This is a genomic window from Streptomyces sp. Q6, assembly GCF_036967205.1.
GTDB lineage: Bacteria > Actinomycetota > Actinomycetes > Streptomycetales > Streptomycetaceae > Streptomyces > Streptomyces citrinus.
On the sequence record NZ_CP146022.1, the window covers coordinates 1,071,154 to 1,084,093 of the forward strand.

Consider the following 12,940-nt stretch of genomic DNA (forward strand, 5'->3'; position numbering starts at 1 on the left):
CTGTCCGTCGGACCAGGTCGGCCGGATCGGGCCCACGGCGTCAGGCCTCGCACCAGGTCCGTACGATCAGGTCCGTCCCTCAGGTCGATCGGATCAGCTCAGTCGGATCGGACGCGCCGGATCCGCGTCACCGCCCGATCTCCTTGCGCGTGACCCTGCGCAGCCTGCGCCGCTGCGAGGGGTCGAGCATCAGGTACGCCGCGGTGGGCACGCCCAGCACGATGAGCAGGGCCGCCCACCACGGCAGCCAGATCAAGAGGATGATCCCGGCCGCCACGCCTCCCGCAGCGATCTTCGCGTTCTTCGACATGTGTGTGGCCTCCTTCGGGGCGGCTCGCCCTCGGCTGAGTGGAGCGGGCCCGCCTCTGCTGTGAGAAACGGGCCCGTGACGTCCACGGTTCCGGCGCGCGACCCTGAGACGTCCCTGAGATCGCACGCCCGCGCACATCAGATGTCGGCCCGCAGCGGCTCCCCCACTTCATACATGTGCCGCAGGGCCTGGCGGTAGGAGTCGACGAGCCCGGTCTCCACGAAGGGGATGCCGAGATCGCGGCAGTGGGCCTTCACCAGGGGCTGGGCGAGCCTGAGGTGGGGCCGGGGCATGCTCGGGAACAGGTGGTGCTCGATCTGGTAGTTGAGACCGCCGAGGAACCAGTCGGTCAGCAGGCCGCCCTTGATGTTGCGCGAGGTGAGGACCTGGCGCCGCAGGTGGCCCCACTTGTCGCCGTCGGGGTCGGGCATCTCCATGCCCTTGTGGTTGGGCGCGAACGCCATTCCCAGGTGCAGTCCGAACAGGGCCTGGTGGAGTGCCGCGAACACGAGGGCGTGCGACAGCGGCATGGTGAGCAGCAGCAGGGCGACGTAGCCGACGACGTGGGCGACCAGGAAGGCCCCCTCCACCAGGCGCTCGCGTCCGGACTGGCGACGCAGGTCCTGGAAACCGGAGACCTTCAGGGCGAGACCTTCGAGCAGGGTGAGGGGGAAGAAGAGCCATGCTTGATGCCGGGTGAGCCAGCCGCGGAAGCCCACGCGCGTGGCGGCCTGCTCACTGGTGAAGACGAGGACGTCGGCGGCGACGTCGGGGTCCTTCTCGATGTGGTTCGGGTTGGCGTGGTGACGGTTGTGCTTGTCGTTCCACCACGCGTAACTCATGCCCAGCAGCAGGTTGCCGTGGATCAGGCCGATGAGGCGGCTGACGGAGCGGTTGCCGGTGATCTGCGCGTGGCCCGCGTCATGGCCGATGAACGCGGTGCGCGCACAGAGGACGGCGAGGACGGGAGCGAAGGCGAGCACCCACCAGGAAGCGCCGATGAACGCCATCCCTGCGACGACGCCGGCCAGACAGAGGCCGTTGACCACGATGGTGCGCACGTACCAGCCGGTGCGCCGGGCGAGCAGGCCCCGCCCCTTGACGTCGCGCAGCAGTGGCGTGAACTCACTTCCCGCTTCGGGCGGGCGCCGCCGCGCGGCGGCGGCTTCGACGTGGTCCGGTGCGGCTCCGACGGCCAAGGACATGGCGGATCTCCGGTCTGTGGAGGGGCGGGGTCGAGGCGCGGGCTGCACATCGGCCCGGCGTCAAAAAACCTACGGATCAGAGGCCTTGGCGAGCCATGGCGCCACCACCCGAGCACTCCAGGGGGTAACCCCGCCGCAAGAGGGGTGCTAGCTACACCCTTAAGGGTCGGGTGACCCGGATCACTACTTGTAGGCGCCCGCGAGGCGGCTCGATCCGTGTACCCTCGGCGCCTTCAGGGCGAGTAGTCAAATTTGATGAATACGAGGAAGCCGTCATCCCCGAGTACACGCACCCCGCACCCACCCCCTCCGAGACGACCGAACTCTCCCGCTGTTGCGCCGTCTTCGTGCCCGGCGACCCGGCGCGCGCCTCCACCGTCGCCTTCTGGCGCCCCGACGAGGACGAGCCACCTCTGCCCGAGGCGGGCACGCGCGTCGAGCTGCCCCTGGCGCTGCCCGGCGAGGACGGCGTGGAACTGGCGACCGTGCCCGCGGTCACGTTGCCGATGCGGTCCGCGCTGCCGGTGCTCACCCGCGCGCGCGGCGCCGCGCAGGCCGACGCGACGACGGCTTTCTGGGGCACGGCCGCGCTGCTCGCCCTCCAACTCGCTGCGCGCGGGCTCCTGTTGCCCGGCGTCAGCGACGGCGATCACGACGCGTGGCGGGCCGGCCCGCTGCGCCCCGAGGACGTCGAGCGGGTGCGGGAGCTGGCCGCCGCGATGCCGCCCGAGGCGCACGCGGTGCCGCTGGACGGTCACGAGCCGCCGCGGTTGCACACTCCGGAGCGCCTGGTGCGGGCCTTCCTGGACGCGGTGGCCGACTCGCTGCCGCGCTCGCCCGCCGCCACGCTCGCCGCGGGGTCCCCGGCGTTCGCGGCCAGGGCTCCTCAGCGGGTGCCCGAACTCCGGCCCTGGGCGGCCGATGTGGCCGCGGGGCACGACGCGGGCGTACGCATCTCCTTGCGCGTCGAGGTGCCCGGACTCGCGCGGATCACCGAGGACGAGACCCGCCTCCCGTTCCGCGCGGTGCTTCAGATGCACAGCGTCAGCGACCCCACGCTGATCGCGGACGCGGCCGAGGTGTGGGCGGGGACCGGGGCGTCCGGCAAGACCTTCGGGGCGCGGGCCCAGATGGACGCGCTGCTGGCCCTGCGCCGCGCCGCGCGGGCGTGGACGCCGCTGACGCCGCTGCTGTCGGCCACGGTCCCGGACGCGGTCGAGCTCGCCGACGAGGAGATCACCGACCTGCTCGGCGAGGGCGCGCGGGCGCTGTCCGCGGCCGGCGTCGAGGTGCACTGGCCGCGAGAACTGGCGAGGAAGTTCACCGCGCGCGCGGTGATCGGGCCGCCCGACCACGACGGTCCCGACAAACTCGCCTCGGACGCTCCGTCGTTCCTCTCCGCGGACGCCCTGTTGGCCTTCGACTGGCGATTCGCCCTCGGCGGACAGGAGCTGAGCCGCGCCGAGCTGGAGCGCCTCGCCGAGGCCAACCGCCCGGTGGTGCGGCTGCGCGACCAGTGGGTGCTGGTCGATCCGGCCGAGGCCCGGCGCGCCCGCACCCACCAGGACCGCAAGGTCACGCCGGTCGACGCGCTGAGCGCCGTTCTGACGGGCTCCACCGAGATCGACGGTCGCCGGGTCGAGGTGCGCCCCACGGGCTGGCTGGCGGGGCTCAGGGACCGTCTCGCGGACCCCGAGGGCCAGGAGCCGGTCGGGCAGCCCGCCGCCCTCGCCGCCGACCTGCGCGACTACCAGCTGCGCGGCCTGAGCTGGCTCGCCCGGATGACCTCCCTGGGCCTCGGCGCCTGCCTCGCCGACGACATGGGCCTCGGCAAGACCATCACACTGATCGCGCTGCACCTGCACCGGCAGGAGGCACCCCAGACCGCCGGCCCGACGCTCGTGGTGTGCCCGACGTCCCTCATGGGCAACTGGCAGCGCGAGATCGAGAAGTTCGCGCCCGGCACCCCGGTGCGCCGCTTCCACGGAGGACGCCGCTCCCTGGCGGACGTGGCCGACGGCGAGTTCGTGCTGACCACGTACGGCACCATGCGCCTGGACGCCGCCCAGCTGAACTCCGTGGCCTGGGGGATGGTGGTCACCGACGAGGCGCAGCACGTGAAGAACCCCTTCTCGGCGACGGCCAAGGAACTGCGCACCATCGGCGCCCGCGCGCGCGTGGCACTCACCGGCACGCCCGTGGAGAACAACCTCTCCGAGCTCTGGGCGATCCTCGACTGGACCACACCGGGGCTGCTCGGCAAGCTCGGCACGTTCCGCACGCGCTACGCCCAGGCCGTCGAGGGCGGTACGGATCCGGCGGCCGCGCAGCGCCTCGCCAAGCTCGTGGGTCCTTTCCTGTTGCGCCGCCGCAAGTCGGATCCGGGCATCGCTCCCGAGTTGCCGCCCAAGACGGAGACCGACCGCGCGGTGTCGCTCACCAAGGAGCAGACCGGGCTCTACGAGGCCGTGGTGCGGGAGACCCTGGCGGAGATCTCCGGAGCGGACGGGTTCGAGCGGCGCGGCCTGATCGTCAAGCTCCTGACGGCCCTGAAGCAGATCTGCAACCACCCGGCGCAGTACCTCAAGGAGGACAACCCGCGCATCGCCGGCCGCTCCGGGAAGCTGGAACTGCTCGACGAACTCCTGGACACGATCCTGGCGGAGGACGCGAGCGTCCTCGTCTTCACCCAGTACGTGCAGATGGCCCGCCTCGTGGAGCGCCATCTCGCGGCCCGGGGCATCGCGACGCAGTTCCTCCACGGAGGCACACCGGTCGCGACCCGCGAGACCATGGTGCGGCGCTTCCAGGACGGTGAGGTGCCGGTCTTCCTGCTCTCTTTGAAGGCGGCGGGTACCGGCCTCAACCTCACGCGCGCGGAGCACGTGGTGCACTACGACCGCTGGTGGAACCCGGCCGTGGAGGCACAGGCCACCGACCGCGCGTACCGGATCGGGCAGACCCGTCCCGTGCAGGTGCACCGGCTGATCGCGGAGGGCACGATCGAGGATCGCATCGCCGAGATGCTGCTGCGCAAAAGGGAGTTGGCCGACGCGGTCCTCGGCTCGGGCGAAGCCGCTCTGACCGAGCTGAGCGATGCCGCGCTGGCCGATCTGGTCGAACTGCGAGGGGGCGCCCGATGAGCGACATGTACGAAGCCATGGACGGCGACAGCGACATGTATGACGAGCACGGCGCCGAGGAGCGTACGTTCGCGGCGCTGCCGCCCGCGCACGGGCGCGGGTTCGCGCAGACCTGGTGGGGCCAGGCCTGGCTGAAGGCCCTGGAGGACACCGCGCTGGAACTCTCCCAGCTCAAGGCGGGGCGCAGGCTGGCGCGCGCCGGTGCGGTCGGCGCGGTGTCCGTGCGGCCGGGCCGGATCACCGCCGTCGTCGTGGACCGGGGCGTTCCGCATCGCTCCGACGTCCTGCTCCAGCCGCTGGGCGAGGAGGACTGGGACCGGTTCCTGGGCATGGCCGTGGAGCGGGCCGGGCACATCGCGGCGCTGCTCGACCGCGACATGCCTCCGCACCTGGTGGAGGACGCCGCCGCGGCCGGCGTCGAACTCCTGCCGGGCATCGGCGACCTGGAGGCGCGCTGCGACTGCGACGCGTGGGACCACTGTGCGCACACGGCGGCCCTGAGCTACCAGCTGGCCCGTCTGCTCGACCAGGATCCGTTCGTGCTGCTCCTGCTGCGCGGGCGCGCTGAGGGGGCGCTGCTCGACGAGCTTCAGATGCGCAGCGCCGCCCGCGCGGAGCCGGTCGCCGCGCCACCCCAGGAGGCCGAGGGCGTGGACGCGGCGGAGGCCTACGCGTCCGCGCTCGTACTGCCGCCGCTGCCCGGCCCGCCCGCGCTGCCCGCGGAGCCCGGCCTGCCGCCGTCCCTGGACACGGAGACACCGGCCCCCACCGGCACGGACCCGGCGGCGCTGGAGTTCCTGGCCGCCCGAGCGGCGGTCGCGGCCCACGGGCTCCTCGCGGAGGCGCTGAGCGACGGGCACGACCGACGCGCGCCCCGGCCGGAGCTCGCGATGCGGCAGGACTCCGTACGCCTCGCCGCGGCCGGGCCGCAGCCGCACATCGCCGCCCGGCTCGCCCGCGGTTCGGACCGGGACGCCGAGGGTCTGGCGCTGGCCGTGCGTGCCTGGGAGCACGGCGGGGCGGCGGCTCTCGCCGTCCTGGAGGAGGAGTGGACGCCCGACGCGAACGCGGCGGCACGCGCGCGTGCCGCCCTGGACGCGGCCTGGGACGCCGACGAGCGCCCCGTCCTCAAGGCGGCCCGGGGTCGCTGGACCGTCTCCGGGGCGGACGCCCAGCTGCGTCTGGGGCGTGACGGCCGCTGGTGGCCCTACCGCAAGGAGCGGGGCCGCTGGGCCCCGGCCGGCCCGGCGGCGTCGGACCCCGCGTCCGCGCTGGCCACGGCCCTGGGATCCGGCGAGGAGTAACACTGTGTGACCCCGCCGCCGCGACCGGCATGGAGTAGTCCGACGGGACGAACGGCGCGCGGCGGGCGATCGTGGGTGGACCTCCCTTCATCCAGGGAGGCACTCACAGCCGGGGGGCAACCAGAAGGCGCAGGCTCATGGCGACTTTGTGCAGACCCGCTGTCTCCGTTCCGGAACACGTGATCACCATGGAGGAGACGCTCGATCTCGCACGCGCGCACCACGCGGACCACCCGCAACTCCCGCTCGCCCTCAGGCTGATCGAGAACACCGGCGTGCGGACGCGGCACATCGTGCAACCCATCGAGGAGACCCTGAAGCATCCCGGCTTCGCGGAGCGCAACGCGCTCTACGAAGCGGAGGCCAAGGCCCGGGTGCCCGCCGTGGTGCGGCGCGCGCTCGACGACGCGGGGCTGCGGACGACGGACATCGACGTGATCATCTACGTGTCGTGCACCGGCTTCATGATGCCGTCGCTGACCGCGTGGCTGATCAACGCGATGGACTTCTCCAGCGACACCCGCCAGATACCGATCGCACAGCTGGGCTGCGCCGCGGGCGGAGCGGCGGTGAACCGGGCGCACGACTTCTGCACCGCGTATCCGGAGGCGAACGCGCTGATCGTGGCCTGCGAGTTCTGCTCGCTGTGCTACCAGCCCACCGATCTGGGCGTCGGCTCGCTCCTGTCGAACGGCCTCTTCGGCGACGGCGTCGCCGCGGCGGTGGTCCGCGGACGCGGCGGCACCGGCATCACCCTGGAGCGCAACGGCTCGTACCTCATCCCGAAGACCGAGGACTGGATCGCGTACGACGTCCGCGCCACCGGGTTCCACTTCATGCTCGACAAGCGGGTGCCGACCACGATGGAGCCGCTCGCGCCGGCCCTTCAGGAGCTGGCGGGACGGCACGGCTGGAACGCCTCGGAGCTGGACTTCTACATCATTCACGCGGGCGGCCCGCGCATCCTGGACGACCTCAGCAAGTTCCTCCAAGTCCCGCCGGACGCCTTCCGGTTCAGCAGGGCCACGCTCACCGAGTACGGCAACATCGCCAGTGCCGTCGTCCTCGACGCGCTGCGCCGGCTGTTCGACGAGGGCGGACCGCACGACACGGCGCGCGGGCTGCTCGCCGGGTTCGGGCCGGGGATCACCGCCGAGATGTCGCTGGGACGCTGGAGCCGCTCGGACGACCGCTCAGCGCTCGCGGAGGCCACCGTATGACCGAGGACACCACCACCAGGCCGCCGGTCCACCAGTGGCCCGCTCTGGACCTGCACGGGGTCGACTTCGACCCGGTCCTGACCCGGCTGATGGACGAGGGGCCGGTGACCCGGGTCCAGCTGCCGAACGGTGAGGGCTGGGCCTGGCTGGTGACGCGCTACGACGACGTGCGCACGGTGACCAACGATTCGCGCTTCAGCCGTGAGGCCGTCGTCGGCCGGCACGTCACGCGTCTGGCACCGCACTTCATCCCGCAGGCCGGGGCCGTCGGCTTCGCCGATCCGCCGGACCACACGCGGCTGCGCCGCTCGGTCGCGGCGGCGTTCACCGCGCGTGGTGTGGAGCGGCTGCGCACCAGCGCGCAGGAGCTGCTGGACGAACTGGTCACCGGCGTCCTGCGGGACGGCCCGCCGACCGACCTCACGGAGCGTCTCCTCGCGCCCTTCCCCATCGCCGTGATCTGCGAACTGATGGGCGTGCCCGCCGCAGACCGGCACCTGATGCACACCTGGACGCAGCTGATCCTTTCGTCCGCGCACGGCGCCGAGGTCAGTGAGCGCGCCAAGAACGAGATGTCGGCCTACTTCGCGCGGCTGATCCGCTCGCGCGACGACGGGACGGGCGAGGACGTGGCCTCCCTGCTGGGCACGTCGGTCGGCGCGGGCGAGCTCACCGAGGACGAGGCGGTGGGGCTCGCGGTGCTCGTCCAGATCGGCGGCGAGGCAGTCACGAACAACTGCGGCAACATGGCCTACATCCTGCTCACCCGCCCCGACCTCGCCGAGCGGCTGCGGGCGGAGCCGGCGCTGCGCCCGCAGGCCATCGACGAACTCCTGCGCTACATCCCCCACCGCAGCGCCGTCGGCCTGTCCCGGATCGCCCTGGAGGACGTCGACGTCGCGGGGGTGCGGATCAGCGAGGGCGACCCGGTGTACGTGTCGTATCTGGCGGCCAACCGGGACCCCGACGTGTTCCCCGACCCCGATCGCATCGACTTCGACCGTGCCCCGAACCCGCACGTCTCCTTCGGCTTCGGCCCGCACTACTGCGTGGGCGGCATGCTGGCGCGGCTGGAGTCGGAGCTGCTGGTGGGCGCCCTGCTGGACCGCTTCCCGGATCTGCGTCTGGCGGTGCCCGCGGATCAAGTCCCTTTCCGCAAGGGCGCGTTGATCCGTGGGCCCGAGGCCATGCCGGTGACCTGGTCGGCGTCCGGATGACGGCGCTGACACCGTCCGAGGGGCTCCTGGTGCCGCCGGGCCACGGCCGCACCGTGCGCACGGCGGCGCAGCAGGTCACCTTCAAGGTCACCGGCAACCATTCGCGTATCGCGTCGAGCTTCGAGGTGGTGGTGCCGCCGGGCTTCGACGTGGGCGCCCATGTGCACACGAGGAGCGAGGAGCTGTTCTACGTCCTCGAGGGCGAGCTGGACGTGCTGGCCTTCGAACCACGGGTGCGTACGGCGGACCACTGGCAGCGCTGGCGGTCCCTCTCGGGCAACCGGGTCGTGCGGGCCACTCCGGGGACGGTGATCGTGGTGCCCCCCGGTTGCCCGCACGCGTTCGCGAACCCGACGGGGTCCCCGGCGAAGATGTTCTTCCAGGCCTCTCCCCCGCCCGACCACGAGCGCTACTTCGAGGAACTCCTGGAGATCCTCTCCGCGGACGGACCGCCCGACCACGGAGCCATCGAGGAACTCCGCTCCCGCTACGACATCGAACAGCTGACACCGCTGCGCCACGGCACTCCGTGACGCAGCGGCCCACTCACTAGCGGATCGGCATCCCGGCGAGGGTGCGGGCGATGACCAGACGCTGGATCTCGCTCGTGCCCTCGAAGATCGTGTAGATCGCCGCGTCACGGTGCATGCGCTCCACGGGGTACTCCCGCGTGAACCCGTTCCCGCCCAGGATCTGGATCGCCTGCGCGGTGACCTTCTTCGCGGTCTCGCTCGCGAACAGCTTGGACATGGAGCCCTCGGCGCTCTCGAACTTCTTGCCCGTGGTCGCCATCCACGAGGCACGCCACACCAGGAGGCGCGCGGCGTCGATCTGGGTGCGCATGTCCGCCAGCTGGAACGCGATGCCCTGGTTGTCGATGATCGGGCGGCCGAACTGCTCGCGCGTCTTCGCGTACTCCAGTGCCTCTTCGTAGGCGGCGCGGGCGGTGCCCACCGCCATCGCGCCGACGGCCGGACGCGACGCCTCGAAGGTGGCCATCGCGGCGTTCTTCACGCGCTCGCCCCCCTTGGCGGCCTTCTCACGCGCGCGGGCGAGCCGCTCGTCCAGCTTGTCCTTGCCGCCGAGCAGGCAGGAGCCGGGGACCCGGACGTTCTCCAGAACGACCTCGGCCGTGTGCGAGGCGCGGATGCCGTGCTTCTTGAACTTCTGCCCCTGGGACAGTCCCGGAGTGTTCGGCGGCACGATGAAGGAGGCGTGCCCCTTGGAGCCGAGTTCGGGGTCGATGGAGGCGACGACCACGTGGACGTTGGCGATTCCGCCGTTCGTCGCCCACGTCTTGGTGCCGTTGAGGACCCACTCATCCTTGGCCTCGTCGTACACGGCACGCGTGCGCATGGAGGCGACGTCGGAACCGGCGTCCGGCTCGGAGGAGCAGAAGGCGGCCACCTTCACGTCGTTCACGTCGCCGTACATCTGCGGGATCCAGGTCCCTATCTGCTCCTCGGTGCCGTTGGCGAGGACGCCGACCGCGGCGAGGCCCGTACCGACGATCGACAGGGCGATGCCCGCGTCGCCCCAGAACAGCTCCTCCATGGCCATCGGAATACCGAGGCCGGTCGGGTCGAAGAACTGCTGCGCGTAGAAGTCGAGGGAGTAGATTCCGAGCTTGGCCGCTTCCTGGATGACCGGCCAGGGAGTCTCCTCGCGTTCGTCCCACTCGGCGGCCGCGGGGCGGATCACATCGGCGGCAAATCCGTGAAGCCAGTCACGGACTTCTTTCTGCTCGTCGTTGAGATCCATGGTGAACTCGGCCATAACCCCTCCAGGGCTGCGTACACTGCATATGTTACTTGCGGTAACGAGAGTCTGTTACTGGCCAGTAGGCAATGTCAACCTCCGAGTACGCGTTCGATACCGCATGGCCATCGGGTGTTACCTTTCGCGTGCGTCAAGCAATCGCACGGGCGGGGAGACCTCATGGAGACCACACAGCGGACCGAGCAGCGCGCGGATCAACGGTCCGCGGCCGAGCGCCGGCGGCGTGAGCTGCTCGAGGCCGCGGACCGCGTGGTGCTCCGGGACGGCCCGGGTGCGTCGATGAACGCGATCGCGGCCGAGGCCGGGATCACCAAGCCGATCCTCTACCGGCACTTCGGCGACAAGGGCGGCCTCTACGCGGCCCTCGCCACCCGCCACACGGACGCGCTGCTCGCCTCGCTGCGGGCCGCTCTCGACGCCCCCGCCGAGCGGCGTGAGCGCGTGGAGGCCACGCTCGACACCTACCTCGCGGCGATCGAGGCCAGGCCGCAGGTCTACCGGTTCCTGATGCATCCGGCGGAGGGTTCCCCCGGCGACTCCGGGTTCGACGTCGGCCGACACTCCGCCCCGCTGCTCCGTCGCATGGGCGAGGAACTGGCCGAGGTCATCGAGGAGCGCGTGGACCTCGGGCCCGCGAGTCAGCAACTCGCGCGCGTATGGGGGCACGGGATCGTCGGGATGATGCACGCCGCGGGCGACTGGTGGCTCGGGGACCGGCCGTGCACGCGGGCCGAACTGGTCCAGGGACTCGCCGACCTCCTGTGGGGACGGCTCGCCGCCGCGGGCGACAAGGCCGGCGGCCCGGGATTCTGAGCCCCGCGGGCGCTACCGCGCCGCGTTGTTCGCCGCCCACGGCGCCCGCGCCGCCTGACGCAGCACCCGGCGCCTGCGCCATCCGGTGACCCGGTCCGTGTACGTGCGGCCCTCCACGTGGTCGCACTCGTGCTGGAGGCAGCGCGCGAACCACCCCGTTCCATGGACGACCACCGGGTCGCCGTGCACGTCCTGCCCCTCCACGCGCGCGTGGTCGAAGCGCGGCGTGCCGGCCTCCAGACCCGGCAGCGACAGACAGCCCTCGGGACCGCGCACCACCACGCCGTCCGCCGCCACGAGTCGCGGGTTCACGACGTGGCCGACGTGCCGTACATCGTCGTCGTCCTCGCAGTCGTAGACGAACACCCGCAACGCCTCGCCCACTTGGTTCGCCGCGAGACCCACGCCCTGCGCCGCGTACATGGTGGCGAACATGTCCTCCACCAGCCGCGCGAGCGAAGGGCCGAAGTCCGTGACGTCCGCGCACGGTTGATGGAGCACGGGGTCACCGAGCAGGGTCAGGGGTCGTACGCGCCCTGAGGCGCCCGGGATCGAGCCGTGTCGCATGGCGGTAAGGGTACGGTCCGGTAAGCACCCCGTTTCGCAGGTGGTGCCGCAGTTCGGGCTTGTCAGACCTTCTCGATAGGCTGAGGCCGAAACGATGCCGGGGGCAGGCGCGGCGCCGTACGCAAGGAGGACCCAGGAAGATGGCAGCCAACTCGGAGTCGATGACTCCGCGGGCCAAGCTGGCCGTGACGGCCGGCAAGGCAGCGGCCGCGGTGTCGCGCGCGGCAGGACGCGGCAGCGGATCGGTGATCGGCGGCAAGGTCGCCCTCAAGCTCGACCCGGAGCTGCTCGGACGGCTCGCCCAGCACCTGGACGTGGTGCTCGTCTCCGCCACCAACGGCAAGACGACGACCACGCGTCTGATCGCCGAGGCCCTGCGCGCCAGCGGCCCGGTCGTCTCGAACGCGCTGGGCGCGAACATGCCCGCGGGCATCACCTCCGCCCTGGCCGGCGGTTCCGACGCCAAGTTCGGTGTCATCGAGGTCGACGAGAAGTACCTGGCCGGTGTCGCCCGTGACACGGACCCCAAGGCGATCGCGCTGCTCAACCTCTCGCGCGACCAGCTCGACCGCGCCGCCGAGACCCGCATGCTCGCCGAGAAGTGGCGCGAGGGCCTCGCCGGTTCGAAGTCCCTCGTGATCGCGAACGCCGACGACCCGCTCATCGTGTGGGCCGCCTCCTCCTCGCCGAACGTGGTGTGGGTCGCCGCGGGCCAGGAGTGGAAGGACGACGCCTGGTCCTGCCCGGCGTGCGGCGGCGTGATGCAGCGCCCCGGCGACGACTGGTTCTGCGGCGAGTGCGGCTTCCGCCGCCCGACCGCGAGCTGGGCGCTTCAGGGCGACTACGTCCTGGACCCGCACGGCTCCGCCTGGCCGATCCACCTCCAGCTGCCGGGCCGCGCCAACAAGGCGAACGCGGCGACCTCGGCCGCCGTCGCCGCCTGCTTCGGCGTTCCGCCGCAGGTCGCCCTGGAGCGCATGTACCAGGTCCAGGCGGTCGCGGGCCGCTACGACGTCGTGCAGTTCCTGAACCGGGACCTGCGCCTGCTGCTCGCCAAGAACCCGGCGGGCTGGCTCGAAACGTTCACTCTGATCGACCCGCCGCCCACCCCGGTGATCCTTTCGGTGAACGCGCGCGGTGCGGACGGCACCGACACGTCCTGGCTGTGGGACGTCGACTACACGCGGCTCTCCGGGCACCCGATCTGCGTGATCGGCGACCGCAAGCTCGACCTGGCGGTCCGGCTCGAGGTCGCGGGCCTGGAGTTCCGGGTCTGCGAGACGCTCGACGAGGCGGTGCAGATGTCCCCGCCCGGACGCATCGAGCTGATCGCCAACTACACCGCCTTCCAGGACGTCCGCCGCCGCGTGGGCAACTGACCC

Annotated in this window: 11 protein-coding genes; 7 read left to right on the plus strand and 4 right to left on the minus strand. The window is 71.8% G+C overall.

Annotated elements, in window-relative coordinates; translation table 11 throughout:
* Positions 1 to 127: 127 nt before the first annotated feature.
* Both V2W30_RS05095 and V2W30_RS05100 read right to left on the minus strand, forming a co-directional pair.
* Entirely contained in the window at positions 128 to 310 is a 183-nt protein-coding gene (locus V2W30_RS05095) for a hypothetical protein (protein ID WP_338693996.1), read from the minus strand.
* Between the two features lie 137 nt (positions 311 to 447).
* A complete protein-coding gene (locus V2W30_RS05100) occupies positions 448 to 1,515 on the minus strand; it encodes an acyl-CoA desaturase (protein WP_338693998.1) in 1,068 nt (355 codons plus the stop codon).
* Between the two features lie 347 nt (positions 1,516 to 1,862).
* On the opposite strand from V2W30_RS05100, the gene V2W30_RS05105 reads away from it, so the two are divergent.
* The 5 genes from V2W30_RS05105 to V2W30_RS05125 all read left to right on the plus strand — a co-directional run bounded on the left by V2W30_RS05105 (position 1,863) and on the right by V2W30_RS05125 (position 8,932).
* Positions 1,863 to 4,658 carry a DEAD/DEAH box helicase gene (locus tag V2W30_RS05105; RefSeq protein ID WP_338694000.1) on the plus strand — a complete coding sequence of 932 codons (2,796 nt, stop codon included), beginning with the start codon at positions 1,863 to 1,865 and terminating at the stop codon, positions 4,656 to 4,658.
* A complete protein-coding gene (locus V2W30_RS05110) occupies positions 4,655 to 5,962 on the plus strand; it encodes an SWF or SNF family helicase (RefSeq protein WP_425244486.1) in 1,308 nt (435 codons plus the stop codon). Before V2W30_RS05105 ends, V2W30_RS05110 begins: the two co-directional genes overlap by 4 nt.
* Positions 5,963 to 6,099: 137 nt before the next feature.
* A complete protein-coding gene (locus tag V2W30_RS05115; protein ID WP_338694002.1) occupies positions 6,100 to 7,182 on the plus strand; it encodes a type III polyketide synthase in 1,083 nt (360 codons plus the stop codon).
* On the plus strand, positions 7,179 to 8,399 hold the full coding sequence (locus V2W30_RS05120; RefSeq protein ID WP_338694004.1) for a cytochrome P450: 1,221 nt from the start codon (positions 7,179 to 7,181) through the stop codon (positions 8,397 to 8,399). Before V2W30_RS05115 ends, V2W30_RS05120 begins: the two co-directional genes overlap by 4 nt.
* A complete protein-coding gene (locus V2W30_RS05125; RefSeq protein ID WP_338694006.1) occupies positions 8,396 to 8,932 on the plus strand; it encodes a cupin domain-containing protein in 537 nt (178 codons plus the stop codon). Before V2W30_RS05120 ends, V2W30_RS05125 begins: the two co-directional genes overlap by 4 nt.
* Before the next feature lie 16 nt (positions 8,933 to 8,948).
* Here the strand turns inward: V2W30_RS05125 and V2W30_RS05130 are convergent, their stop codons facing one another.
* Positions 8,949 to 10,175, minus strand: coding sequence for an acyl-CoA dehydrogenase family protein (locus V2W30_RS05130; protein WP_338694008.1), 1,227 nt, complete (start codon positions 10,173 to 10,175; stop codon positions 8,949 to 8,951).
* A 162-nt stretch (positions 10,176 to 10,337) separates the two neighbouring features.
* Here V2W30_RS05130 and V2W30_RS05135 point away from each other — a divergent pair, with 162 nt between their 5' ends.
* On the plus strand, positions 10,338 to 10,991 hold the full coding sequence (locus tag V2W30_RS05135; RefSeq protein ID WP_338694010.1) for a TetR family transcriptional regulator: 654 nt from the start codon (positions 10,338 to 10,340) through the stop codon (positions 10,989 to 10,991).
* Between the two features lie 12 nt (positions 10,992 to 11,003).
* Here V2W30_RS05135 and def read toward each other — a convergent pair whose 3' ends face one another.
* Positions 11,004 to 11,558, minus strand: a complete 555-nt coding sequence (gene def, locus V2W30_RS05140; RefSeq protein ID WP_338694011.1) for a peptide deformylase — start codon at positions 11,556 to 11,558, stop codon at positions 11,004 to 11,006.
* Between the two features lie 140 nt (positions 11,559 to 11,698).
* On the opposite strand from def, the gene V2W30_RS05145 reads away from it, so the two are divergent.
* On the plus strand, positions 11,699 to 12,937 hold the full coding sequence (locus tag V2W30_RS05145; RefSeq protein WP_338694013.1) for a MurT ligase domain-containing protein: 1,239 nt from the start codon (positions 11,699 to 11,701) through the stop codon (positions 12,935 to 12,937).
* Positions 12,938 to 12,940: the final 3 nt, after the last annotated feature.